General features: G+C 63.3%; 27 protein-coding genes. 17 read left to right on the top strand and 10 right to left on the bottom strand.

Annotation, left to right across the window (positions count from 1 at the left end; translation table 11 throughout):
- Positions 1–4: 4 nt before the first annotated feature.
- Complete coding sequence (locus tag BLP99_RS14895) at positions 5–349, bottom strand: hypothetical protein (protein WP_072431718.1); 345 nt, start codon at positions 347–349, stop codon at positions 5–7.
- Positions 350–527: 178 nt separating this feature from the next.
- Positions 528–833, bottom strand: a complete 306-nt coding sequence (locus tag BLP99_RS14890; protein WP_072397851.1) for a hypothetical protein — start codon at positions 831–833, stop codon at positions 528–530.
- 305 nt (positions 834–1,138) lie between these two features.
- Between BLP99_RS14890 and BLP99_RS14885 the strand changes: the two genes are divergently transcribed.
- The 14 genes from BLP99_RS14885 (at position 1,139) to ureC (ending at position 14,360) form a co-directional block, all read left to right on the top strand.
- A complete protein-coding gene (locus tag BLP99_RS14885) occupies positions 1,139–1,927 on the top strand; it encodes an ABC transporter ATP-binding protein (RefSeq protein WP_072458621.1) in 789 nt (262 codons plus the stop codon).
- Positions 1,924–2,871, top strand: coding sequence for an ABC transporter substrate-binding protein (locus tag BLP99_RS14880; RefSeq protein ID WP_072397853.1), 948 nt, complete (start codon positions 1,924–1,926; stop codon positions 2,869–2,871). The genes BLP99_RS14885 and BLP99_RS14880 overlap by 4 nt, the downstream gene beginning before the upstream one ends.
- Positions 2,868–3,878, top strand: coding sequence for a FecCD family ABC transporter permease (locus BLP99_RS14875; protein WP_072397854.1), 1,011 nt, complete (start codon positions 2,868–2,870; stop codon positions 3,876–3,878). Before BLP99_RS14880 ends, BLP99_RS14875 begins: the two co-directional genes overlap by 4 nt.
- 372 nt (positions 3,879–4,250) lie before the next feature.
- Positions 4,251–5,516 carry an urea ABC transporter substrate-binding protein gene (urtA, locus tag BLP99_RS14870; protein ID WP_072397855.1) on the top strand — a complete coding sequence of 422 codons (1,266 nt, stop codon included), beginning with the start codon at positions 4,251–4,253 and terminating at the stop codon, positions 5,514–5,516.
- A 157-nt stretch (positions 5,517–5,673) separates the two neighbouring features.
- Positions 5,674–7,176: an urea ABC transporter permease subunit UrtB gene (gene urtB, locus BLP99_RS14865; protein ID WP_092180648.1), complete on the top strand. Its 1,503-nt coding sequence runs from the start codon at positions 5,674–5,676 to the stop codon at positions 7,174–7,176.
- On the top strand, positions 7,176–8,255 hold the full coding sequence (gene urtC, locus BLP99_RS14860) for an urea ABC transporter permease subunit UrtC (RefSeq protein WP_072397857.1): 1,080 nt from the start codon (positions 7,176–7,178) through the stop codon (positions 8,253–8,255). The genes urtB and urtC overlap by 1 nt, the downstream gene beginning before the upstream one ends.
- Positions 8,252–9,121: an urea ABC transporter ATP-binding protein UrtD gene (gene urtD, locus BLP99_RS14855; RefSeq protein ID WP_072431716.1), complete on the top strand. Its 870-nt coding sequence runs from the start codon at positions 8,252–8,254 to the stop codon at positions 9,119–9,121. Before urtC ends, urtD begins: the two co-directional genes overlap by 4 nt.
- Before the next feature lie 45 nt (positions 9,122–9,166).
- Positions 9,167–9,865 (top strand): urea ABC transporter ATP-binding subunit UrtE, encoded by a 699-nt coding sequence (gene urtE, locus BLP99_RS14850; RefSeq protein ID WP_072397859.1) that lies wholly within the window; start codon positions 9,167–9,169, stop codon positions 9,863–9,865.
- 30 nt (positions 9,866–9,895) lie between these two features.
- On the top strand, positions 9,896–10,747 hold the full coding sequence (locus BLP99_RS14845) for an urease accessory protein UreD (RefSeq protein ID WP_072431715.1): 852 nt from the start codon (positions 9,896–9,898) through the stop codon (positions 10,745–10,747).
- 86 nt (positions 10,748–10,833) lie between these two features.
- Entirely contained in the window at positions 10,834–11,136 is a 303-nt protein-coding gene (gene ureA, locus BLP99_RS14840) for an urease subunit gamma (RefSeq protein ID WP_003197350.1), read from the top strand.
- 9 nt (positions 11,137–11,145) lie between these two features.
- Positions 11,146–11,676, top strand: coding sequence for a GNAT family N-acetyltransferase (locus tag BLP99_RS14835; RefSeq protein WP_072397861.1), 531 nt, complete (start codon positions 11,146–11,148; stop codon positions 11,674–11,676).
- Between the two features lie 7 nt (positions 11,677–11,683).
- Complete coding sequence (locus BLP99_RS14830; protein ID WP_072397862.1) at positions 11,684–12,217, top strand: GNAT family N-acetyltransferase; 534 nt, start codon at positions 11,684–11,686, stop codon at positions 12,215–12,217.
- Positions 12,214–12,519, top strand: coding sequence for an urease subunit beta (locus BLP99_RS14825; protein WP_072397863.1), 306 nt, complete (start codon positions 12,214–12,216; stop codon positions 12,517–12,519). Before BLP99_RS14830 ends, BLP99_RS14825 begins: the two co-directional genes overlap by 4 nt.
- 140 nt (positions 12,520–12,659) lie before the next feature.
- Positions 12,660–14,360 (top strand): urease subunit alpha, encoded by a 1,701-nt coding sequence (gene ureC / locus BLP99_RS14820; RefSeq protein ID WP_092180706.1) that lies wholly within the window; start codon positions 12,660–12,662, stop codon positions 14,358–14,360.
- A 273-nt stretch (positions 14,361–14,633) separates the two neighbouring features.
- On the opposite strand, the gene BLP99_RS14815 is transcribed toward ureC, so the two are convergent.
- Both BLP99_RS14815 and BLP99_RS14810 read right to left on the bottom strand, forming a co-directional pair.
- The gene (locus tag BLP99_RS14815; protein ID WP_072397864.1) at positions 14,634–14,933 is read right to left on the bottom strand and encodes a chaperone modulator CbpM; all 300 of its coding nucleotides are present in this window, start codon (positions 14,931–14,933) and stop codon (positions 14,634–14,636) included.
- 55 nt (positions 14,934–14,988) lie between these two features.
- Positions 14,989–15,927: a DnaJ C-terminal domain-containing protein gene (locus BLP99_RS14810; protein ID WP_072397865.1), complete on the bottom strand. Its 939-nt coding sequence runs from the start codon at positions 15,925–15,927 to the stop codon at positions 14,989–14,991.
- A gap of 342 nt (positions 15,928–16,269) precedes the next feature.
- Between BLP99_RS14810 and BLP99_RS14805 the strand changes: the two genes are divergently transcribed.
- A complete protein-coding gene (locus tag BLP99_RS14805; protein WP_072397866.1) occupies positions 16,270–17,544 on the top strand; it encodes an Hsp70 family protein in 1,275 nt (424 codons plus the stop codon).
- Positions 17,545–17,614: 70 nt separating this feature from the next.
- Here BLP99_RS14805 and BLP99_RS14800 read toward each other — a convergent pair whose 3' ends face one another.
- The 5 genes from BLP99_RS14800 to BLP99_RS14780 all read right to left on the bottom strand — a co-directional run bounded on the left by BLP99_RS14800 (position 17,615) and on the right by BLP99_RS14780 (position 21,081).
- A complete protein-coding gene (locus BLP99_RS14800) occupies positions 17,615–18,628 on the bottom strand; it encodes an AI-2E family transporter (protein WP_072397867.1) in 1,014 nt (337 codons plus the stop codon).
- Positions 18,629–18,805: 177 nt separating this feature from the next.
- Positions 18,806–19,099: a PsiF family protein gene (locus BLP99_RS14795; protein ID WP_072431710.1), complete on the bottom strand. Its 294-nt coding sequence runs from the start codon at positions 19,097–19,099 to the stop codon at positions 18,806–18,808.
- Between the two features lie 75 nt (positions 19,100–19,174).
- Positions 19,175–20,065, bottom strand: a complete 891-nt coding sequence (locus BLP99_RS14790; RefSeq protein WP_092180645.1) for an esterase/lipase family protein — start codon at positions 20,063–20,065, stop codon at positions 19,175–19,177.
- 72 nt (positions 20,066–20,137) lie between these two features.
- Positions 20,138–20,443: a DMT family transporter gene (locus tag BLP99_RS14785; RefSeq protein ID WP_072397870.1), complete on the bottom strand. Its 306-nt coding sequence runs from the start codon at positions 20,441–20,443 to the stop codon at positions 20,138–20,140.
- Complete coding sequence (locus BLP99_RS14780) at positions 20,443–21,081, bottom strand: FMN-dependent NADH-azoreductase (RefSeq protein WP_092180642.1); 639 nt, start codon at positions 21,079–21,081, stop codon at positions 20,443–20,445. Before BLP99_RS14780 ends, BLP99_RS14785 begins: the two co-directional genes overlap by 1 nt.
- 96 nt (positions 21,082–21,177) lie before the next feature.
- On the opposite strand from BLP99_RS14780, the gene BLP99_RS14775 reads away from it, so the two are divergent.
- Positions 21,178–22,140, top strand: a complete 963-nt coding sequence (locus BLP99_RS14775) for a LysR substrate-binding domain-containing protein (protein WP_256327858.1) — start codon at positions 21,178–21,180, stop codon at positions 22,138–22,140.
- Between the two features lie 144 nt (positions 22,141–22,284).
- A complete protein-coding gene (locus BLP99_RS14770; RefSeq protein ID WP_072397873.1) occupies positions 22,285–22,815 on the top strand; it encodes a ferritin-like domain-containing protein in 531 nt (176 codons plus the stop codon).
- 100 nt (positions 22,816–22,915) lie between these two features.
- Here the strand turns inward: BLP99_RS14770 and BLP99_RS14765 are convergent, their stop codons facing one another.
- Complete coding sequence (locus BLP99_RS14765; RefSeq protein WP_092180636.1) at positions 22,916–24,991, bottom strand: AsmA family protein; 2,076 nt, start codon at positions 24,989–24,991, stop codon at positions 22,916–22,918.
- Positions 24,992–25,171 lie beyond the last annotated feature (180 nt).

Below are 25,171 nucleotides of genomic sequence, written 5' to 3'. Positions count from 1 at the left end.
ACGATCAGGGTCGAAACAGGTCCCCACAGGACTCCCGTTGAAGGATGCCGTTGCAGATGTGAAGACTTTTCACCTCGATGACGCTGACCCCTTCGACCTCGTTGGGCGTGCCTCCACCGTAGGCGTTTCTGCACGTCACGGTGATCCGGCATTGCCCGTTGCCCTGAGGCTCGATCATCGCGCGAGGTGGGCGCCCCTCCACGGCGCTCACCGTCGCCTTGCAGCTGGAGCTGATGGGGTTGGCTCCCCATGCCTGCTCGCAGGAAAGCTCGGAAGTAGCAGCAGGGCGGATGAACAGACACCAGAAGGTCAGCACGCCGACAAACACCCGAAACCTGGACATTGTCATGGCTTTCAACCTCGCTTGAGGAGAAGCAGGCCGACCCGCATCCAACAGGCCTTGCGGTCATTCTCGATACCAATGCCGCTTCAGACCACTTCGGTCGCAAGCGACAGCACTCGGGGCAAAACGGCAAGCGCGGAGTCGACGCTGATTCCGCGCTGCCCGACCTCGACGCCTTTCAAAGTCATGGAGCGACCTTGAGCACTCCGTTGATATTTTGCAGCTTGGACAGCGTATCGGGCGTGCCACGGAAGGAGTTTGGCATGCCATTGTGGGTTGGGCCTACCGTGCACCAGGTATGAAGCAAGCACTGCCCGTTGCCTTCATCCTTGATATCGGCCCAGCCGCCCCCTATTCCTTGGCCTTGCGCCCCGCAACTCTGGGCGGCCGAGCTTTTGCGCCACCCCTCGGTGCAGTCATCCGCCAGCGCGATTTGATGAATACCTGCCAGCAATGCTGCCAGGGTAAGTCCATTTATCAATCGGTTCATCGATTCATCCTCATGATGAGTAGTGGAGACTCCAGAGTAAAGCCAACCGCAACCAGATAAACTGTAATAAATGACAGTGCATTTAACTGATTAGGAATTACCTCGCTCTTTTTTAGACGGCAAAGCTACAACGCAATCACTGCCCCGGTTGCGGGATGAGCTGTCAACCGGAGCCAATCTAATCCTGCGGTTGAAGACGGCGCGTTAACGGAAAGCGGCGTGAACCATTACAATCGCGCCCGCTATTGGAAAAACGCGAACACAACCCTGTGGGATGCGCGCGCCACCATGACTTGAGTAGATGCATGACCTCCCTGTCCCTCACCCATCTCGCCTGGACGCCCCTGGGCCACGGTCACTGCCACCATCAGTTCCAGCTGCGGGACGTCACGCTGCAGGTGGCGGCCGGTGAATTCGTCGGGTTGATCGGGCCCAACGGCAGTGGCAAGACCAGCCTGTTGCGCTGCGCCTATCGTTTCAGCCGACCGGAACATGGCGAGGTGAAGCTGGCCCATTACAACGTCTGGCAACAATCCTCGCGCTGGTGCGCTCAACGCATCGCCGTGGTGCTGCAGGAGTTTCCCGACGCCTTCGGCCTGACGGTGGAAGAAGTAGTCGCCATGGGCCGCACTCCTCATAAAGGCCTGTTCGATGGCGACGATCACGAGGATCGGCGGCTTGTGCGCCAGGCACTGGCATCGGCCGGTCTGGAAGGCTTTGGCGACCATGCATTCGCGACCCTCTCGGGCGGTGAAAAACAACGGGTTATCCTTGCCCGCGCACTGGCCCAGCAGCCACAACTGCTGATCCTCGACGAGCCGACCAACCACCTCGATCCCCGCTATCAGCTGCAACTGCTGCAACTGATCAAGGGCCTCGGCATCGGTACCCTCGCCAGCCTCCATGACCTGAACCTCGCCGCTGCCTTCTGCGACCGGCTGTACGTGATCGACCACGGCCAGATCGTCGCCAGCGGCACGCCGGCAGAAGTCCTGACCGCCGCGCTGCTGCGCGAAGTGTTCGGTATCGAAGCCCTGGTGGACGAACATCCCCTGGCCGGCTACCCACGAATCACCTGGATAACCCAACAATGACCCTGCGTTCCCTGCTGCTTCTGCCCATGCTGCTGTGCAGTGCCCACGCCCTGGCCGAAGCCACCCGCTACCCGCTGACGATCGAAAGCTGCAACCGCCAGGTCGTGTTCGACCAGGCCCCCCGGCACGCCGTCAGCCATGACATCAACATGACCCAGATGATGCTCGCCCTCGGGCTCAAGCCACGCATGGTGGGCTACAGCGGCATCAGTGGCTGGAAGTCGGTGACTCCCGAGATGGCGAAGATCCTCGAAGGCCTGCCGGAGCTGGCGGCCAAGTACCCCTCCGTGGAAACCCTGCTCGATGCCAACGTGGACTTCTTCTTCGCCGGCTGGGACTACGGCATGCGCGTGGGCGGCGACCTGACACCGCAGACCCTGCAACCCCTGGGGGTCAATGTGTATGAGCTGACCGAGTCCTGCGCGTTCGTGATGAAACGTCCGGCGGCGTCCCTGGAAGATACCTATAACGACCTGCGCAACCTCGGCAAGATCTTCGACGTCCAGGATCGCGCCAATGAACTCATCGCCACGATGCAGGCGCAAGTGGCCGAAGTCCGCGAACAGTTGCCCGCCGATCGACCGCGGGTGTTCCTGTATGACAGCGGCGAAGACCGGGCCATGACCTCCGGGCGCCTGGGCATGCCCCAGGCGCTGATCGAGGCGGCGGGCGGACGCAACATTCTCGACGACGTGGAGACCAGCTGGACCCGGGTGAACTGGGAGAACGTGGTGGAGCGCAACCCCCAGGTCATCGTGATCGTCGACTACGGTGAAGTCAGCGCCGAGCAGAAAAAGCAGTTCCTGTTGAGCAATCCGGCCCTGCAGTCGGTGGAGGCGATCAGGCAGCGGCGCTTCATCGTGATCCCTTATGTCCAGGCCACGCCGGGCATCGATAACGTACTGGCGGTGCAAACCCTGGCGAAGGGATTCCACGCCCGATGACCACACGTCGCTATGGCGCGCTGCTGGTGCTGCTCGGCGCGTTGCTGCTGGTGTCATGCGTGGTGTCCCTGGGCTTCGGGCCGGCGCGGGTGCCGGTGGGGGTGGTCTGGGACATCCTGCTGAACAAGGCTTTCGGGGCAGGCCAAGTCCACTGGACACCCGGCCAGGAACACATCGTGTGGCTGATCCGCGTCCCGCGCCTGCTCCTCGGCGCCCTGGTTGGAGCGGGACTGGCGCTGATCGGTGCGGTGCTGCAAGCGGTGACTCGTAACCCACTGGCGGATCCACATCTGTTGGGCGTCACTTCCGGCGCGACCCTGGGCGCGGTGATCGTGGTGCTGCATGTCGGCGAAATCGTCGGCCTGCTGACCCTGCCCCTGGCGGCGTTCATCGGCGCCTTGCTGAGCATGCTGCTGGTGTTGGCGATTGCCAGCCGCCAGGGCCGCCTGGAAAGCGATCGTCTGCTGCTGTGCGGCGTGGCGGTATCCTTCGTGATGATGGCGGTGGCCAATCTGCTGCTGTTTGTCGGTGACCATCGCGCCAGCTCCGCGGTGATGTTCTGGATGCTGGGCGGTCTGGGCCTGGCGCGCTGGGAATTGCTGGCGGTGCCGGCTGCCAGTGTGCTGCTGGGGCTGGTGTTGCTGCTGGGTATGGCTCGCCCGTTGAATGCATTGATGGCCGGCGAGCAGACCGCCGTGACCCTGGGCCTGAATGCGCCGAAAGTGCGAGTATGGATCTTCCTGATCGCCTCGCTGATGACCGGCGTGCTGGTGTCCATCAGTGGCTCGATCGGGTTCGTCGGGCTGATGGTGCCGCACATCGCCCGGCGCCTGGTGGGTGCCGAACATCGACGACTGCTGCCGGCCTGCGTACTGCTGGGCAGCCTGTTCCTGGTGTGGGTGGACGTGGCCGCCCGGACCTTGATCGCACCGGAGGACTTGCCGATCGGTGTGGCCACCGCTGCCATTGGCGGGTTGTTTTTCATCGGCCTGATGCGCCGCCGCTGACTTGTCACCGACTCGCCCTGTGGCGAGGGGATTGAGCGAAACGTCGCACCGCCCCGTCGGGCTGCGCAGAAGTCCCAGGAACCTGCCGTCGCCATCTATCTGGTTGGGCTGCTTTGCAGCCCAGCGGGGATGAATCCCCTCGCCATAGCTGGCTTGTTCCCGGAGGGCACTTGCCCCACTGCGCGCCAATGTGGCGCATCCCTTCGCACCAATACCCATGACGCGTTCGCTGATGGTGCAGAAGTTCTGCTCCCGTCATTGCCAACTCCCTGTTTACGGGTGTTTTTCCGACCGGGCACACCCCTTGCAAAAGCGCCTTCAGCGTCTGCATCTGCCTTCGAAAAAAATTCATAAGTCCACGGAGATCGCACCATGAAGCGTCGTAGCTTGATCAAGGCTTTTACACTCTCGGCCAGCATTGCCGCGATGGGCATGGCCTGGACCGTCCAGGCCGCCGAGACCATCAAGGTCGGCATCCTGCATTCGCTGTCCGGCACCATGGCGATCTCCGAGACGTCCCTCAAGGACATGGCGCTGATGACCATTGACGAGATCAACGCCAAGGGCGGAGTCAACGGTAAGAAGCTTGAAGCGGTGGTCGTGGACCCAGCGTCGAACTGGCCGCTGTTCGCGGAAAAAGGTCGTCAGCTGCTGACCCAGGACAAAGTCGCAGTGGTGTTCGGCTGCTGGACCTCGGTGTCGCGTAAATCCGTACTGCCGGTCTTCGAAGAACTCAACGGCCTGCTGTTCTACCCGGTGCAGTACGAAGGCGAAGAAATGTCGCCGAACGTGTTCTACACCGGCGCGGCGCCGAACCAGCAGGCGATCCCGGCGGTGGAATACCTGATGAGCGAAGAAGGCGGCAGCGCCAAGCGCTACTTCCTGCTGGGCACCGACTATGTCTACCCACGCACCACCAACAAGATCCTGCGCGCATTCCTGCATTCCAAAGGCGTGGCGGACAAGGACATCGAAGAGGTCTACACCCCGTTCGGCCACAGCGACTACCAGACCATCGTCGCCAACATCAAGAAATTCTCGGCCGGTGGCAAGACTGCCGTGATCTCCACGGTCAACGGCGACTCCAACGTGCCGTTCTACAAGGAACTGGCGAACCAGGGCCTCAAGGCCACCGACGTGCCGGTGGTGGCGTTCTCGGTGGGCGAAGAGGAACTGCGCGGCATCGACACCAAACCGTTGATCGGCAACCTCGCCGCTTGGAACTACTTCGAATCCGTGGATAACCCGACGAACAAGAAATTCGTCGAAGCCTGGAAAGCCTACGCCAAGGCCAAGAACCTGCCGGGCGCCGATAAGGCCGTGACCAACGACCCGATGGAGGCCACCTACGTGGGTATCCACATGTGGGCGCAAGCGGTGGAAAAAGCCAAGTCCACCGACGTCGACAAGGTTCGCGAAGCCCTGGCCGGCCAGACCTTCGCGGCACCGTCGGGCTACACGTTGACCATGGACAAGACCAACCACCACCTGCACAAGCCGGTGATGATCGGCGAGATCCAGGCCGACGGCCAGTTCAACGTGGTCTGGCAGACCGAAGGCCCGATCCGTGCCCAACCGTGGAGCCCGTTCATCGCCGGCAACGACAAGAAGCCTGACTATGCGGTGAAGAGCAACTGAGTCCATGGGTGTCGGCCCGGATCCCCGGGCCGATACACAACCCTGTGGGAGCGAGCTTGCTCGCGATAGCGGTGGATCAGCCAGAAGAACAGTGACTGAGACTGCGCTATCGCGAGCAAGCTCGCTCCCACAAAAAGCACTGCGCAAGGCCTAGCATATGCCCACTGCCCTTTACCGCCTCATTCTCGCCCTGGTGCTACTGCTGCCACTGGAGGCCCACGCCGGTGACGCCGAAGACTTCGTCGCCGCCAACCCGACCCAGCAGGCCAGGTTGCTTGAAACCTGGGCCGCGCAACCTGAGCCCGAGCGTGTCGAACTGATCGACGCCTTGCAGCGGGGCCAACTGACCATCGATGGCCAGCCGAAGACCCTGCGCCTGAACAACCGCTTGCGAGGGCTGGTGGAAACCGCCCTGGCCAGCCATCAACTGCTCGCCGCGGATGCCCGCGTACGCCTGGGCGCCGCGCAGCAATTGCAAAAAAGCGCCCGCCCGGCGCAACTGGCATTCCTCGACCGGCAACTGGCCGGCGAACAGGACGAAGATGTGCACGCCGCCCTGAGCCTGGCCCTGGCGAACCTGCAACTGGTGGACAGCAACCCGAGCGTGCGCCTGAACGCCGTCCGGCTGCTGGGTGAAACCGGCGACCCACTGGCTCGCACACGCCTGGAAGGCCTGCTCGAACCCGGCGTCGAAACCGATGCCGGCGTGCGCACCGCCGCCGAAACCAGCCTCGGCCAGGTCAAGCGCAAGCTCCTGGTGGGCGAACTGCTGGGCCAGGCCTTCAGCGGCATGTCCCTGGGTTCGATCCTGCTGCTGGCGGCGCTGGGCCTGGCGATCACCTTCGGCCTGCTGGGTGTGATCAACATGGCCCACGGCGAGATGCTCATGCTGGGGGCCTACTCCACGTATGTCGTGCAGATGCTGTTCCAGCGCTTCGCGCCGGGTGCCATCGAGTTCTATCCGCTGATCGCCCTGCCAGTGGCGTTCTTCATCACCGCCGCCATCGGCATGGCCCTGGAGCGCACGGTGATCCGTCACCTCTACGGGCGCCCGCTGGAAACCCTGCTCGCCACCTGGGGCATCAGCCTGATGCTGATCCAGCTGGTGCGCCTGGTGTTCGGCGCGCAGAACGTCGAGGTCGCCAACCCGGCCTGGCTGTCGGGTGGGATCCAGGTATTGCCGAACCTGGTGCTGCCGTACAACCGTATCGTGATCATCGCCTTCGCGCTGTTCGTGGTGGTGTTGACCTGGCTGTTGCTGAACAAGACCCGCCTGGGCCTGAACGTGCGCGCCGTCACCCAGAACCGCAACATGGCCGCCTGCTGCGGCGTGCCCACCGGTCGCGTGGACATGCTCGCCTTCGGCCTCGGCTCGGGCATTGCCGGGCTCGGTGGCGTGGCCCTGAGCCAGATCGGCAACGTCGGCCCGGACCTGGGCCAGAGCTACATCATCGACTCGTTCTTGGTGGTGGTCCTGGGCGGCGTCGGCCAGTTGGCCGGCAGCGTGTCCGCCGCGTTCGGCCTGGGCATCGCCAACAAGATTCTCGAGCCGCAGATCGGCGCGGTGCTCGGCAAGATCCTGATCCTCGCGCTGATCATTCTGTTCATCCAGAAGCGTCCGCAAGGCCTCTTCGCCCTCAAAGGACGGGTAATCGACTGATGAACCAGCCCCTGATGCTCACGGCCGCGCAAAAGGCCGGTCCCAAAACCACCTTCATCGTTGGCGCGGTGATCCTGGCACTGTTGCTGAGCCTGCCGCTGCTGTCGCTGCTGCCACCGGACAACACACTGCACGTGTCGGCCTATACCCTGACACTGGTGGGCAAGATCCTCTGCTATGCCATCGTCGCCCTGGCGCTGGACCTGGTCTGGGGCTACGCCGGGTTGTTGTCCCTGGGCCACGGCCTGTTCTTCGCCCTGGGCGGCTACGCCATGGGCATGTACCTGATGCGCCAGGCCGCCGGGGATGGCTTGCCGGCCTTCATGACCTTCCTGTCGTGGAGCGAACTGCCCTGGTACTGGACCGGCACCGACAGCTTCCTCTGGGCCCTGTGCCTGGTGGTGCTGGCGCCGGGGCTGCTGGCGCTGGTTTTCGGGTTCTTCGCCTTTCGCTCGCGGATCAAGGGCGTGTATTTCTCGATCATGACCCAGGCCCTGACATTCGCCGGGATGCTGCTGTTCTTTCGCAACGAAACCGGTTTCGGTGGCAACAACGGCTTCACCAATTTCCGCTCGATCCTGGGCTTCGGCATCACCGAACCCGGCACCCGCGCCGTACTGTTCCTGCTCACCGTGCTGTTGCTGGTGGCCAGCCTGTTCATCGGCTGGCGACTGGCCCGCAGCAAGTTCGGCCGGGTACTGACCGCCCTGCGGGACGCGGAAAACCGCCTGATGTTCTGCGGCTACGATCCACGGGGCTTCAAGCTCTTCGTCTGGGTATTGAGCGCCATCCTGTGCGGCCTGGCCGGCGCGCTGTATGTGCCCCAGGTAGGCATCATCAACCCCAGCGAAATGTCGCCGACCAATTCCATCGAGGCCGCCGTGTGGGTGGCACTCGGCGGGCGCGGCACGTTGATCGGCCCCCTGCTGGGCGCCGGCGTGGTCAACGGCATGAAGAGCTGGTTCACCGTGGCCTTCCCGGAATACTGGCTGTTTTTCCTCGGTGCGCTGTTCATCGTCGTGACCCTGTACCTGCCCAGGGGCGTGATCGGCCTGCTGAAGAAAAGGGCTGAACAATGAGAATCACAGCGAGTGTCGAATTCATGCTCGAACCTGCTTTCTTCCCCACGGAGCCCAACAAGGACGCCGGTAGCAGCCGCGACGCCATCGGCCTCGGCCAGGCGGCGGGCGTCGGCCTGAACACCCGCCATGGCACCATCCTGACCCTGGAAGACATCAGCGTCAGCTTCGACGGCTTCAAGGCCCTGAACGACCTGAACCTGTACATCGGCGTCGGCGAGCTGCGCTGCATCATCGGCCCCAACGGCGCGGGCAAGACCACCTTGATGGACGTGATCACCGGCAAGACCCGCCCCAGCCATGGCAAGGCCTGGTTCGGCGAGACCCTGGACCTGACCAGCATGAGCGAGGTGCAGATTGCCCAGGCCGGTATCGGTCGCAAGTTCCAGAAGCCCACGGTATTCGAGGCCCTGAGCGTGTTCGAAAACCTGGAGCTGGCATTGAAGGCCGACAAATCGGTCTGGGCCAGCCTGCGGGCCAGACTGACCGGCGAGCAGCGCGACCGCATCGACGAAGTGCTGGAGACCATCCGCCTCACGCCGTCGGTCAACCGCGCGGCAGGGTTGTTGTCCCACGGGCAGAAGCAGTTCCTGGAGATCGGCATGCTGCTGGTACAGGACCCGCAATTGCTGCTGCTCGACGAGCCGGTGGCGGGCATGACCGACGCCGAAACCGACTTCACCGCCGAACTGTTCAAGACCCTGGCGGGCAAGCATTCGCTGATGGTGGTGGAACACGACATGGGCTTCGTCGGCACCATCGCCGACCACGTCACCGTGCTGCACCAGGGCAGCGTACTGGCCGAAGGGTCACTGGCGCAGGTACAGGACAACGAACGGGTGATCGAGGTGTATCTCGGTCGCTGAGCGGCAAATGCTGCTCCCACAGGGAACTTCAGGAGAATCTGGAACATGCTGCAAGTCGACAAGCTGCACCAGTACTATGGCGGTAGCCACATCCTGCGAGGCCTGTCGTTCGACGCCAAGGTGGGCGAGGTGACCTGCCTGCTGGGGCGCAACGGCGTGGGCAAGACCACGCTGCTCAAATGTCTGATGGGCCTGTTGCCAGCCAGGGAAGGCGCGGTGAATTGGGAAGGCAAGGCCATCACAGCGTTCAAGCCGCACCAGCGGGTCCACGCGGGCATCGCCTATGTGCCCCAGGGCCGGGAAATCTTCGGACGGTTGACCGTGGAAGAAAACCTGCTGATGGGCCTGTCGCGCTTTCCGGGGTCCGAAGCCCGGGAGGTACCGGCGTTCATCTATGAACTGTTCCCGGTGTTGCTGCAGATGAAACAGCGCCGCGGAGGCGACCTCTCCGGTGGGCAGCAACAACAGCTTGCCATCGGCCGGGCCCTGGCCAGTCGCCCGCGGCTGCTGATCCTCGACGAACCCACCGAAGGCATCCAGCCGTCGGTGATCAAGGAAATCGGGGCGGTGATCAAGAAACTGGCGGCCCGGGGTGACATGGCGATTCTGTTGGTGGAGCAGTTCTACGACTTCGCCGCCGAACTGGCCGATCAATACCTGGTGATGTCCCGGGGCGAGATCGTGCAGCAGGGGCGCGGAGAAAATATGGAAGCCGAGGGTGTGCGCGGGCTGGTTACGATCTAGTCTGTAGCGTCCTGACGATAATCAGAAATCATGAATCTACCTGTCTGTTCATTGGCGCCTCCGGCCCTGTTCACTCCCAGCTGGCACGCCGAGCTGGAATTGGGCTACGCCCGATTCGGTGAGTGCACACGCCCGGTACAGCGCCGTCACAAAGGCCCGCTGCGGGTGCAGAAGCACTTGTACGCCGAAGGTCCCGAGGTGTGCCAGCACATCATCGTCCACCCGCCCGGCGGGATTGCCGGCGGTGACCGGCTGGACATCTCGGCCCACGTCGGCCCTGGCGCCTGGACGCAACTGACCAGCCCGGGCGCGGCCAAGTGGTACCGCGCAGCGGGGCCCGCCTATCAGCAACTGAACCTGAGCGTGGCGGCCGGCGCGACACTGGAATGGTTGCCCCAGGAAACCATCGTCTTCAGCGCGGCCCAGGCCGAACTCAGCACGCGTATCGATCTGCAGGGCGACGCACGCCTGTTCTACTGGGACATGGTCGCCCTCGGCCGACCGGCCAGCGGCGAGCGGTTCGACCTGGGACACTTTCAATCGCGACTGGACATTCGCCGCAACGGCCAGTTGCTGTGGCATGAGCGCCAGCGCATCACGGGCGGTGACGGGCTGCTGGATTCGCCCATCGGGCTGGGTGGCGACCCGGTGTTTGCCACGATGCTGGTGACCGGCGAGATCGACAGCCAGCTGCTGGAGCGATGCCGATCCCTGGGCCAAGCGGTGCGCGGCGACCTGACCCAGCTGCCGGGCCTGGTCGTGGCCCGCTGCCTGGCGAGCGAGGCGCTGCTGGCGCGGGGATGGTTGATTGAATTATGGCGCTTGCTCAGGCCCGCATTGCTCGGAAGAGAGGCCGTACCACCGAGAATCTGGAGCACTTGATCTGCTTTCTGTGGGAGCGAGCTTGCTCGCTCCCACAGGGGGCGTGTTTACAGCGCAAACTATTTATCTGCCCTTATGGATTGCACATGGACCTGACCCCACGCGAAAAAGACAAGCTGCTGATCTTCACCGCCGGCCTCGTCGCCGAACGACGGTTGGCCCGTGGTCTGAAGCTCAACTATCCGGAGGCCATGGCCTACATTTCCGCGGCCCTGCTCGAAGGCGCCCGGGACGGCCAGACGGTGGCTGAACTGATGCACTACGGCACCACCCTGCTGAGCCGCGAGCAAGTGATGGAAGGCATCCCGGAAATGATCCCTGAAATCCAGGTCGAGGCGACGTTTCCCGACGGCACCAAGCTGGTCACCGTCCACCAGCCCATCGCCTGAGGCCACCTCATGACCTACCAGATTCGCGACGCTCGCCCCGCAGACCTGCCGGCCTTGCGCGACATCTACAACGACGCGGTGCTCAACACCACGGCCATCTGGAACGAACAGGCCGTGGACCTGGACAACCGCCAGGCCTGGCTCGACGGCCGGCAGGCCCAGGGATATCCGGTCCTGGTGATCGAAGGCCAAGGGCATGTGCTCGGCTACGCTTCGTTCGGTGACTGGCGTCCCTTCGACGGCTTCCGGCACACCGTGGAGCATTCGGTGTACGTGCGCAGCGACCAACGCGGCCATGGCCTCGGCCCACGGCTGATGGCGGCGCTGATCGAACGTGCCAGGGCCTGCGGCAAGCATGTCATGGTCGCGGCTATCGAAAGCGGCAACGCGGCCTCGATCCGCCTGCATGAGCGGGCCGGGTTCGTCGTCACCGGACAGATGCCCCAGGTGGGCGTCAAGTTCGGTCGCTGGCTCGACCTGACCTTCATGCAGTTGATCCTCAACCCCGGTGCGCCAGCGCCAGCCTTGCACAAGGAGTGAAAAGCCGATGAATCCCGCCCAGTTGCGTCGAGTCCACGCTGAAAGCTTTGCGCATTACCGCCAGGGCCTGATCGACCTGTTGCTCGACGCCGTCGAAAACGGCGCCAGCGTGGGGTTCATGGCCGACCTCGATGCGACCCAGGCCCGCGCCTATTTCGACGAGGTCCAGGCCAGCCTCAACCAGGGCCACCTGCTGCTGTGGGTGGTGGTCAAGGATGAACAGGTCCAGGCCAGTGTCCAGCTTGCCCTGTGCCAGAAGCCCAACGGCCTCAACCGTGCCGAAGTGCAGAAGTTGCTGGTGCGCGGCGATGCCCGGCGCCGGGGCCTGGGCCAGCAATTGATGAGCGCCCTGGAACTCGGCGCTCGCCAGCACAAGCGCGGCCTGTTGTACCTCGACACCGAGGCCGGCTCCGAGGCCGAAGCGTTCTACCGCGCCATGGGCTACACCCGCGTCGGCGAACTGCCCGACTACTGCCAGAGCCCGGACGGCAACTACAGCCCGACCGCCATCTACTACAAGACTTTGGGACAACCGCAATGATTCCAGGCCAATACCAGGTCCAGCCCGGCGACATCGAACTCAACGCCGGTCGCCGCACCTTGACGCTCACCGTCGCCAACCAGGGCGACCGGCCGATCCAGGTCGGCTCGCACTTTCACTTTTTCGAGACCAACGATGCCTTGAGCTTCGACCGCGCCGCCAGTCGCGGCATGCGCCTGAACATCCCCGCCGGCACCGCCGTGCGCTTCGAGCCGGGTCAGAGCCGGGAAGTGGAGTTGGTGGACCTGGCCGGGCATCGCCGGGTGTTCGGGTTTGCCGGGCGGGTCATGGGCGACCTGTAAGTCATGGGTGCCTGCACCCGCCTCATCGCGAGCAGGCTCGCTCCCACAGGGGAACGCGATCAAATGTGGCAGCGAGCTTGCTCGCGATGAGTGAGCGCAGCGAACGGTTTCAACATCCAATCGAATTCCAAGGCAAGCACATGAAGATTTCGAGACAAGCCTATGCCGACATGTTCGGCCCCACTGTCGGCGACAAGGTCCGCCTGGCCGACACCGAGTTGTGGATCGAAGTGGAGAAAGACTTCACCACCTATGGCGAAGAAGTGAAATTCGGCGGCGGCAAGGTGATCCGCGACGGCATGGGCCAGGGTCAACTGCTGGCCGCCGAAGTGGTCGACACGCTGATCACCAACGCACTGATCATCGACCACTGGGGGATCGTCAAGGCCGATGTGGGCCTCAAGGACGGCCGCATCGCCGCCATCGGCAAGGCCGGCAACCCGGACATCCAGCCCGACGTGACCATCGCCATCGGCGCCAGCACCGAAGTGATCGCCGGCGAGGGCATGATCCTCACGGCCGGCGGCATCGACACCCATATTCACTTCATCTGCCCGCAGCAGATCGAAGAAGCCCTGATGAGCGGCGTCACCACCATGATCGGCGGCGGCACGGGCCCGGCCACCGGAACCAACGCCACCACCTGCACCTCCGGCCCGTGGCACCTGGCGCGCATGCTCCAGGCAGCGGATGCATTCGCGATGAACATCGGCCTGACCGGCAAGGGCAACGCCAGCCTGCCGGAGCCGTTGATCGAGCAGGTCAAGGCCGGGGCCATCGGCCTGAAGCTGCACGAAGACTGGGGCACCACGCCCGCGGCCATCGACAACTGCCTGAGCGTGGCCGACCAATACGATGTGCAGGTGGCGATCCACACCGACACCCTCAACGAGTCGGGCTTCGTGGAAACCACCCTCGCCGCGTTCAAGGGCCGCACCATCCACACCTACCACACCGAAGGTGCCGGTGGCGGGCATGCGCCGGACATCATCAAGGCCTGCGGTTTCCCCAACGTGTTGCCCAGTTCCACCAACCCGACCCGGCCGTTCACCCGCAACACCATCGACGAACACCTGGACATGCTGATGGTCTGTCATCACCTGGACCCGAGCATCGCCGAGGACGTGGCCTTCGCCGAGAGCCGCATCCGCCGCGAGACCATCGCCGCCGAGGACATTCTCCATGACCTGGGCGCGTTCTCGATGATCAGCTCCGACAGCCAGGCCATGGGCCGCGTCGGCGAAGTCATCACGCGTACCTGGCAGACCGCCGACAAGATGAAGAAGCAACGCGGCGCCCTGCCTGGGGATGGCGAGGGCAACGACAACTTCCGCATCAAGCGCTACATCGCCAAGTACACCATCAATCCGGCGATCACCCATGGCATCAGCCATGAGGTGGGCTCCATCGAAGTGGGCAAGTGGGCCGACCTGGTGCTGTGGCGCCCGGCGTTCTTCGGCGTCAAGCCGACGCTGATCCTCAAGGGCGGCGCGATTGCCGCCAGCCTGATGGGCGACGCCAACGCCTCGATTCCGACGCCGCAACCGGTGCACTACCGACCGATGTTCGCAAGCTTTGGCGGCTCGCGTCACGCCACCAGCCTGACCTTCATCAGCCAGGCCGCTGCCGAGGCCGGGTTGCCGGAACAACTGGGGCTGAAGAAAAGAATCGCCGTGGTCAAAGGTTGCCGCGACGTGCAGAAGACCGACCTGATCCACAACGACTACCTGCCGAGCATCGACGTCGATCCACAGACTTACCAGGTCAAGGCCGACGGGGTGTTGCTGTGGTGCGAACCGGCTGAGGTGCTGCCGATGGCGCAGCGCTATTTTCTGTTTTGATGGTCGACTGACACTGGCCGACTACATATTTCGGTAGGGAGCAATTGGGCGATCCGGGGGTGAAGGAATCCAACCTGTGGTGAGGCGGTAGAGTCTGTGGCGAGGGGATTTAGCGAAACGTCGCCCCGCTGGGCTGCGCAGCAGCCCAAGACTCAGCACCTCGGTGTGTCAGGCCGATTGCGTCCAACCCTTCTCTGGGGCTGATGCGCAGCCCAGCGGGGCGGTGCGACGTTTCCCCTCGCCACAGGGCCTGCATTTAGCTCAAGGGCTGCGTCACTCCACCAGCCGCCCCAACCGCTGCTTGAGCATGCGGTTTTCGCTGCGCAGTTGCTGCACTTCCTCCAGCAGGTCCAGCGCCAGGGCGACGCCGTCCCATTCCAGTTCCAATTCACGCCGCAACTTGGCGGCGCGGCGCGCCAGGACCAGTTCGTAGTCGGTGAAACGCCAGTCGGATGGGGCCTTGCCGTGGGGTTCGAGAATGCCATGGGCGACGATTTCTATCACATGGACATCCGCCAGCGCGGCGGCCTCGCAGAATTCCTTCAGGTTCAGTTCAATGATCGGGTTGTTCATGGTCTGCTTCTCCCAATGCTCTAACCGTGCAGCAGCGGTGTGATGACCTGGGCCGTCAGAAATTCGCCCGTGGATCGAACGCAGCTTTCTTCGCCAGCTCCGCCCACAATGCCTTGACCGACTCGTCGTTGGCCTTGGGCATCACGGCCTTGAGTTGCACGAACAGGTAACCCCGTTCGCCCGCCTTGTTGCGCAGGCCGTGCCCCTTGGCGCGCATGCGCTGGCCGTTCTGGCTGCCGGCCGGGACCTTGAGGTTGATCTTGCCGGTGAGGGTCGGGACAGCCACTTCGGTGCCCAGGGCCAATTCCCAGGGCGCCAGGGGCAAGGTGATGATCAGGTCCTGGCCTTCGACATCGAACTTGGGGTGCGGGGCGAAGCGAATGGTCAGGTACAGGTCGCCATTGGCGCCGCCACCGATGCCTGGCGCGCCCTGGCCCTTGAGGCGGATGCGCTCGCCGTCGGTCACCCCCAGAGGGATCTTCACGTTCAGGCTCTTGGTGGTGTTGCTCACGTGCTGGCCTGCGGCGTTGTGCTGCGGCACCTGGTAACTGATCTTCTTCGATTCGTTGGACAGGGTCTCTTCCAGGAAGATCGGTAATTCCAGTTCCACGTCCTGCCCCCGACGGCCGGCGCTGCGACCCGATTGCCCGCCACCGAAACCTGATCCGCGATTTCCGAAGATCGAACTGAAGAAGTCCGAGAAGTCCCCGGTGTCCTGGCCGCCAAAACCGCCACGGCTCTGCCAGCCCGGCGGCCCCTGGAACGGTTGACCGTGCTGACCGTAGCGCCGCAGGTCATCGTACTCGGCGCGCTTGTCGGCGCTTTTCAGCGCTTCATAGGCCTCGGAGACGTCCTTGAACTTGGTCTCGGCGTCTTTTTCCTTGCTGACATCCGGGTGGTATTTGCGCGCCAGCTTGCGGTAGGCAGCCTTGATCGTGCTGTCGTCAGCCGTCGGCTCGACACCCAGAATCTTGTAGTAGTCTTTGAAGTCCATCGAAGCATCACCATCCGTTATCGACGTCGCACCGCCACGCACAGCATGCCCGGATGAGCGGACAGCGGGTTGACCAACCTCAAGGTTGTGACCGGGCGGCGTATCAGAAGTTTATCGGCAGTCGGTGGCGATTCTTGCGCTCGCCCTGTGACCACCCGTTGATGCATACAAGATTGGGGATAAAACCGGCCCTTTCAAGGCTGGACTGGCGCACAGGCCGTTTTTTCAGCGCACTATGTACATCCTGCGATTCTTTTCATGCCTGCCGGATAGCCGGCCTTCGAATCCGCTGCGTACTGGCATACACTGCGCGGCCGTTTTTTCAACCGGAACCTGGAAGACATGAAAAACGCATCCTCGGCCCGTGCCTGCGGCATCGACTTCGGCACGTCCAACTCCACCGTCGGCTGGCTGCGCCCCGGCATGGAAACGCTGATCGCGCTGGAGGACGACAAGATCACCCTGCCTTCGGTGGTTTTTTTCAATCAGGAGGAGCGCCGCCCGGTCTACGGCCGCCTGGCCCTGTACGAATACCTGGAAGGCTACGAAGGCCGCCTGATGCGCTCGCTCAAGAGCCTGCTGGGTTCCAAGCTGATCAAGCACGATACCAGCGTGCTGGGCACGGCAATGCCATTCAAGGACCTGCTGGGGCTGTACATCGGCCAGTTGAAGAAACGCGCCGAAGCCACTGCCGGCCGCGAGTTCGAAGAAGTCGTGCTGGGGCGTCCGGTGTTTTTCGTCGATGACGACGAACTGGCCGACCAGGAAGCGCAAAACACCCTGGCAGACGTGGCCCGAGCCATCGGCTTCAAGGAGGTCTCGTTCCAGTACGAGCCCATTGCGGCGGCGTTCGATTATGAATCGACCATCGAGAGAGAAGAGCTGGTGCTGATCGTCGACATTGGCGGCGGTACCTCGGACTTCTCTCTCGTGCGACTGTCACCGGAGCGCCGCACCCACGACAACCGTCATGCCGACATCCTCGCCACCGGCGGCGTGCACATCGGCGGGACCGACTTCGACAAGCAGCTCTCCCTGGCCGGCCTGATGCCACTGTTCGGCTATGGCAGCCGGATGAAAAGCGGCGCCTACATGCCCACCAGTCACCACATGAACCTGGCGACCTGGCACACCATCAACGCGGTGTATTCGCAGAAGTCCACCCTGGCCCTGGGCAGCATGCGCTACGACATCGAGGACACCGGTGGCATCGACCGGCTGTTCAAGCTGATCGAACAGCGCGCCGGGCATTGGCTGGCAATGGAAGTGGAAGAAACCAAGATCCAGCTGACCCAGGCCGACCATCGGCATGTGGCGCTGGATCGGATCGAGCCGGGCCTGAGCGTGGACCTGAGCCGGGCGCTGTTCGAATCGGCGATCGACGGCCTGCTGGAGCGAGTGCGTGCCAGCGTCACGCAATTGCTCGGTGATGCCAATGTAGACGTGGGGCAGGTGGACACGGTGTTCTTTACCGGTGGCTCCAGCGGCATTCCGGCACTGCGCAACAGCGTCGCCGCGATGCTGCCCCGGGCACGGCATGTGGAGGGCAATATCTTTGGCAGCATCGGCAGCGGGCTGGCGATCGAAGCGATGAAGCGGTACGGAACGCAGGTCTGATCCCAGACCGAGGCGCCTGCATCGCGAGCTTGCTCGCGATGGCGCCAGGCCAGGCACCATCGCTACCGGATCAGACCATCCCCACCTGCTTCAACTCGCTCTTGAGGTAGGCGTAGTAGATCGGTCCCGCCACCACCCCCGGCAGGCCAAAAGCCGCCTCGAATACCAGCATCGCCATGAGCAGTTCCCAGGACTTGGCACTGATCTGCCCGCCAACGATGCGGGCATTGAGGAAGTACTCCAGCTTGTGGATCACGATCAGGTAACCCAGCGCCGCCATCGCCACCCAGATCGACAGGGACAGGCCGACGATGGTGATCAGGGTGTTGGAGATGAGATTGCCGATGACCGGCAACAACCCCAGCAGGAACGTCATCACGATCAGAGTCTTGGTCAGCGGCAGCTTGATCCCGAACAGCGGCAGTACCACCGCCAGGAAGATCCCGGTGAAGAAAGTGTTGAGCAGGGAGATCTTGATCTGGGCGAAGACGATGTTGCGAAACGCCTTGACCAGCAGGTTCAGGCGGTCGAACAGCGCGGCGGCCAGGGGCTTGCGCTTGGTCAGGTCGGGGATGCGCTGCAGGGCGACGATGGCCCCCAGCACCATGCCGATCAGCAGCGTCACGAACATGTGGGCCGCATCCTTGCCCACCAGTTGCAGGTCGCTCAGGTGCTTGCTCATCCAATCGCCGATCGCTACCCGGAACTCGGCGGCGCTGGCCGGCAGGTAGGCATCGATGAACGGTGGCAGTTGCCCGCGGGCGCGGTCGACCACTGCCATGAACTTGTCCAGGGACGCACCGGGATTCTCCGCTTCATGCAGGAGAAAGCTGAAGGCGCCGGCGAAGATCAGAGTCAGTACGCTGACCACCAGCGTGCCCAGCAACGCCACTGCCAGCCAGCGTGCGCGCCGGCCTTCGATCAACCGCTGCAACTGCGGGGTCAACATGTTGACCAGCTCGAACACCAGCAACCCGGCCAGCAGGCTGGGCAACAGGCGCAACGGCAACACCAGCAACAACCCACCAAAAATGATCACCCAACTGATCACCAACAACACATGACGCTGAGAAAACGTTGGCATACAGCCTCAGAACGAAACGGCGTGAAAGGATTGGCAGTCTGCCAGCGATCCACGGGCAGCACTAGGCTCTGTATGAAAAGCCCAGGGATTGTATCGGCCGTCCCCAGTCGCAGGTGCAGGTATTTTTTTTCCAGGCGCCAGTGGGGCCTGCTCGCGATGAGGCCCCACTGGCCCGGGTTATTTTTTCTTCAGGCAATCGCTCATGAATGCCTTGCGGGCATCGCCCTTCAATGCCTGGGCCGTGGCCGTGGCATTGCAGCTCGTCATACGTTCCTGAGGCGTGACCGGCCCTTCAGGTGGCTTGGTCTTGAGGCAGGACCCCATGAATTCCCGTCGTGCATCGCCCTTCAGACCCTGGGCCGTGGCGTCGGCATTGCAGGTGACCATCAGGGTCTGTTGAGAGTTGGCGGCAAAACCTTCGGTACACAGCAGTAAACCGACCACCAGCAAAGGCACACGCAACCGGTTCATGATGCTTCTCCTTGTAGCCGCGCAAGAGGCGGCGGTACAAAGCAGTGTAGACATCCCCGTTACATCCACGGCCTCTCATACCCCGGCCGCCTTCAAGCGCTGGGCATGCTCGACAAACAAGCGGACCGGCTCGGCTCCTCGCCCCACCAACCCCAACGACTGGTTGACGATGTCGAAATGGTCCAATGGATAGTCGTCGCCGATCACCGTACCCAGGTGTGAACTGAATCGCCCGACCATGCCATCGCACTGCCCCGCCTCGCGGACGAAGGTGCGGGCGAACAGCCGGCAGCTGCGGTTCGTGCCATCGAACAGATTGCGCCCCCTGTCGGTCCTGCCTGGCTGCAGGATCCCGGACCAGGAGTAATAACGTACGCCGTCGACCTCTTCCGGCCCCTGCCCGCCCCAGGTGTCAGGCAGACCCTGTGGATAACGCTCGTTGAACAGCGCCACACCGGTGGTGGTCAGGGATTCATGGGACGCCTGGATATCCACCGGCAGCTTCGGCCCGCGATAGCCGGTCTCCAGCAGGTTCATCAGGGCATTGATCAGCCACAGCAGGGCTTTGAGCAGGCGGCCCTTGGCACGGTCGGATGGGTAATGGATGCGCAGGTAGTCGGCCAGCTCCGAGCCGTGGTTGGGCCCGGCCACCGAGGTGACCGAGGCCACCAGGTCCGGGCGCCTGGCCGCTACGTAACGGGCCGTCAGGGCGCCCTGGCTATGGCCGATCAGGTTGACCTTGCCGGCCCCGGTCTGGCGCAGGATGTCCTGGATCTGCACCAACAGTTGCTCGCCACGCACCTCGGATGAATGCAGCGGCGACACTTTCACCGCCACCACTACCGCCCCTCTTAGACGCAGCGCCGAGACGATCCCATACCAGTACGGATACAGCACCAGGCGAATGAACCCGAGCATTCCCGGAACCAGCACCAACGGATAGCGGGTGGCACATTGTTGCGACATGGGTGGACGTCCTTGTGATCGGAGGGGTGTGCCAGCATCGGCATCGATGATGACCAGTCTATGACACCCCCGTCACTTCAGCCCGCTCACCCCCGCCACGATCAGCCCCACCGAGACCAGCTTGACCAGCGTCAGGCTTTCCCCCAGCAGCACGAATCCCAGCAATACGGTGCCCAGGGAGCCGATAGCCGTCCAGATCGGATACGCCACGCTCACCGGCAGTTCGCGCATTGACAGTGTCAGGAACCAGATTCCGCCGACCGCGGCCACCACCGTGATCAGCGAGGGCCATGGACGGGTGAAGCCTTCGGCGTATTTCATGCCCATGGCGAACGTGACCTCGAAGCCGGCCGCCACCAGCAGATAGACCCAGGCCATCAGAAGGTCCGCGCCAACGCCAGCAGGCGCTGCTCGGCCTCAGCGCAGGACTGGGCAAAGCTGCGCTCGGCCGATTCTTCGCCTTCGGCGGCAACCACGGTCACATCGGTGATGCCGATAAACCCCAGGACCGTGCGCAACAGGGTGTCGGCATGGTTCATCGCCTCCAGCTGTCCGCCGGGACCGAAGCCGAAGTCGCCACGGCTGGTCACGATCAGGGCTTTCTTGCCCAGCACCAGCGGCTCGTAATGCGAGACACCGTTGTCCAGGCTGTGGTTGAAGGTCAGGCCGATCCGCACGATTTGATCGATCCACGCCTTCACCCCGCCCGGCACGCTGAAGTTGTGCATGGGCGCGGAAATCACCAGCCGGTCGTGGGCCCGCAGCTCCGCGACCAGGGTGTCGCTCAATGCCAGGTCCGCCTGCATGGTCAGCGGCCGTGTCTGGGGCTCGGGATAGAAGGCGGCGGCAATGAAGGCTTCGTTGACCGGTGGTATCAAGGTGCGCCCCACTTCACGACGAGTCGTCAGGGCGTCGGGATGGACGGCCTGCCAGGCCGACAGAAAGGTTTCGGCCAGACGCCGGGAATGGGAACGTTCACCACGCGGACTGCCATGCACCACAAGAACACTGCTCATCTGAAGCTCCTTTGATTCATCTACAATGAAAACTGCCTGGAGCCTCAAAATGCGGGCTTTCAAAGCCCCCATGCAAATGAGCGCTTATCAACCCGGATGAATAAATCTCATCCATCCAGCCAATCTGGAGTCTCGATGTTCGCCAACCTGCCCCTCAACGCCCTGCGCGCCTTCGAATCCGCCGCGCGGTTGCTCAGCTTCAAGGCCGCTGCCGAGGAGCTGGCCGTGACGCCCACGGCGATTTCCCATCAGGTCCGCGCCCTGGAAACCTGGCTCGGCGTGCAATTGTTCGAACGCCTGCCACGCCAGGTGCGACTGACCGACGGCGGCCAACGCCTGTTCCACAGCCTGCACGGCGCCCTGCTGGACGTGGCGCAAAGTGTCGATACCTTGCGCCCGCAACGCAGCGGCACCCACCTGACACTCTCCACCACCGCCGCGTTCGCCGCACTCTGGCTGGTGCCGCGACTGGGGCGCTTCTATGCGCGGCATCCGGACATCAAGGTGCGCCTGGACACCCATTGCGAAGTGATCGACCTGCATCAGGACGCCAGCGTCGACCTGGTGGTGCGCTACAGCCTCGATGACTACCCGAACCTGTACGGCTTGTGTCTGTTCGACGAGCGCTTCGGCGTGTATGGCTCGCCCGGGCAAGTAGCCCTCGCGGCCGAGCAGACGCCAACGTTGATCAGCGTGCGCTGGCACAACTCCAAGCTGTACGCCCATGGCTGGGATGCCTGGTGCGCCCAGGCCGGGGAAAACTGGCTCACCCGGCAGCCCTGCATACGCGAATACGACGAGGAGCACTACGCCTTGCAAGCGGCGATCGCCGGGCAAGGCCTGGTGCTGGCAAGCAACATCCTGGTGTCCGAAAGCGTCGCCAGCGGCCTGCTGGTGGGCTACCGCGCGCAGGTCCAGGTCGATGGCGCCGGTTACAGCGCCCTGTGCGTACCGGGTCGCGAACGCCATCCACCGGTGCGTGCGTTCTTCAAATGGCTGGAGGAGGAGGTACGCCTGTCCGGCTCGCAGCACTTGCCGGTCGCTCGGACAGTTTCATAAAACTTTTCCTTTCGCTCATGACTCCCACCATAGGCGTTGTACGAAAAGTCGCCGAGCGGCGACAGGCATCGTTCGTACAACGCCCAGGAATGATCACGCCGACAGAGCGCGACATACAACCGGATCAGCCTCCAGGAGAACGAGATGAGCGACATGCACTTGACCGATGTAACCACCCTGCGCGAGCGGGCGCGCCAAAACGTGCAGAACGGCGCAGTGACCGAGGGCTACAACGCCGATCGACAGGAAGTCGTGCGCCTGCTCAACGAAGCGCTGGCCACCGAGCTGGTGTGCGTGCTGCGCTACAAGCGCCACTACTTCATGGCCACCGGCCTCAAGGCCAGCGTGGCCGCCAGCGAGTTCCTCGAGCACGCAAACCAGGAAGCCGAACACGCCGACAAACTGGCCGAACGCATCGTCCAGCTGGGTGGCGAGCCGGAGTTCAACCCTGACCTGCTGACCCGCAATTCCCACGCCCAGTACGTCGCGGGCAATACGCTCAAGGAAATGGTCTATGAAGACCTGGTGGCCGAGCGCATCGCCATCGACAGCTACCGGGAAATCATCCAGTACATCGGTGAGAAAGACCCGACCACCCGGCGTATTTTCGAGGACATCCTGGCCCAGGAAGAAGAACACGCCGATGACATGGCCGATATTCTGGCCGATCTGTAATCCCGCTGACGTGGACAGGCTCGCTCCCCCGGGCACCGGCCAGATGAAGGGGCGAGCCTGCTCGCGATCCGGGCCCTGAGCCGGCCCATGAGCCCGGCGTTCAACGGGTAGGCTTGACCGTGACCGGTGCCTTGCCGGCCTTCATCTGCTCCAGCAACGGTGCGCACTGGTTAGGTTCGCCGCCGCTGGGCGCCACCAGCGCCAGCAACCCGGCCGCTGGCGCGGCGATCACTCCCAGCGCCACCATGCCGGCTCCGCGCAGCATCAGCGGCACGGCCTTGACGCCCGCCGACGGCTTGGCGAACGGGCCCCGGACATAGAGTGGCGAGCGCAGGGAAATCAGCCGCCAGCCCTTGGACTCCGGCGTGACGGTCAGGTCCAGTTGTTCGGTGGCCATGTTCGCCGTGCCATCGACGTAGATGATCGCGTTTTCGGTGTCGAAGACAAACAGGCGGGTGGTCGCCAGGCCGCTCTTGATGTCGAAATCCGCCGCCGCGCAGTTGATCTTCACCTCCTTGTCGCCAAAGATTTTCCCCACCACGTAGTTGCCGACGTTCAATCCCGCCAACTCCATCAATTCGCGACTGATGGCACCGTCGTTGATGAGCATCTTCAACGTGCCATTGGACGTGCCCAGCAAGGCAGCCACCGAGTTTCCTCGCCCGGCGATATCGGCATCGCCGTTCAGCTCGCCGAAACTGGTTTTCATCGGCTCGAACCCTGGAAACAGTTGCTTGAGCTTGAAACCGCGAGCCGTGAGCCGAGCCCTCCCCTCCAAAGGCTGGGTATGGCCATTGAGGCGGATCTGCGCGTCGAGCCGACCACCCGCTACCCCGAACCGCAGGGGCTCGAGGCTCAACTGGCCATCGGTGAGCACCAGGTGGGTATAAAGATCGTTGAAGGGCAACTGCTCACTGTGGACGATGCGTTTACCGGTGAACTCCACGTCGGCATCCATTGCGCTCCAACGCTCGGTACGGAACTCCTCCACGGGCAAGACCTTGTCCGAAGGTTGTTTGCTGGCCGCGCCGCGGGCCTTCTGTTCGGTGTTGGAGTCTGCGCCGATCAGGGGGGCCAGGTCGCTGAACAGCAACTGATCGGACACCAGCGCGCCACTGAGCTTGGGGCGCGGCTCACCGGCAGCATAGGCCAGGTCGCCATGGATATCGCTGTCGCCGATCCTGCCGTTGAACGCCTCATAGCGAAACAACGCACCACCCGGCTCATGGAGCTTGGCAACCAGGTGACCGTCGGTGGCATAGGGCGGCGAATCCGGCAGCGTCACCCCCGTCAGCGGGTAAAGATGGGCCAGGTTGCTGCCGGCCAGTTTCAGGCGCAGGTCCAGGGCACCCAGGTTCTTCGGGTCGGTGAGGGTCCCGGCCAGCTCGATGCGGGTCTCGGCGATCTTCGCCTGGGCCTGCAATGGGAAGGGCTGTGTCGCATCCTGCAGAGCCAGCAGGCCGCCGACCTTGCCGGAACCGCTGAGGCCCTGGCCGTGATATTGCCCGTCGACCTTGAAGGCGAATGCGTAGTCCTGGGGCAGTGCCCCCTGGTCACGGGCTTTGCTGGCGGTCTTTTCACCGACGATATCGCTGAACGGGACAGGCTTGCCCAGCAGCTCGATCACCAGGTCGAGACGGGTTTTCAATGTCTGGTCGTCCAGGGTGACATGCCCCTTGTCGAAGCCGATGGCCCCAATGTCCACCGTCCAGCTCGACGGCTCGGCGTCCGGGTCTTTCGGATCGAACTGGAACGCCCAGTTCGCACGGCCGTCCGCCAGGCGTTGCAGATTGGCGTTGGGACCGGTCAGGTCGATACGGGGGATCGCCACGCGCCGGGCCAGCAAGGCCAAGGGCGAGATGCGCAGCTCCACGCGCTCGAGCGTGGCCATCTGCGGGCTTTTCGACCAGTCGGGATTGCCCAGGGTCAGGTCCTCGGCCACCACATGAGGCCACGGCACCCACCCTCGCCAGCCACCCTCCTGTTGCTCGCGTTGCCAGAGCACGGCCAGGTTGCCGTTGATGGCGAACGGGCGATGCAACTCTTCGGAAACCTTGGCATTGAGTGCCGGCTTGATCCGGTTCCAGTCGAAAAAGGCTATGACCAGCACCAGCGCCGCCAGCAGCACAACGAGGCTGGCAAAGCTCCAGGCAAGGATTTTTGAAGTGCGCGTCATGCACAAGGCTCCTGATGAAAGACCGGCGCCCGGACCGCGACGCCTGAAAGTCGAACCTGTCGTCGGTTCGTTGATAGTGAGACTGGCGAAACACCCAACAGGTTTAACGCCCAAGGGCGAAAACCTGACCGATCCGCCAGGCATCTGTTACCGCCCCCGCACATTTGCGCGGCACCAGTG

It is taken from the genome of Pseudomonas sp. NFACC32-1 (assembly GCF_900101215.1).
Lineage (GTDB): Bacteria > Pseudomonadota > Gammaproteobacteria > Pseudomonadales > Pseudomonadaceae > Aquipseudomonas.
This window is presented reverse-complemented; position numbering and strand designations above follow the sequence as displayed.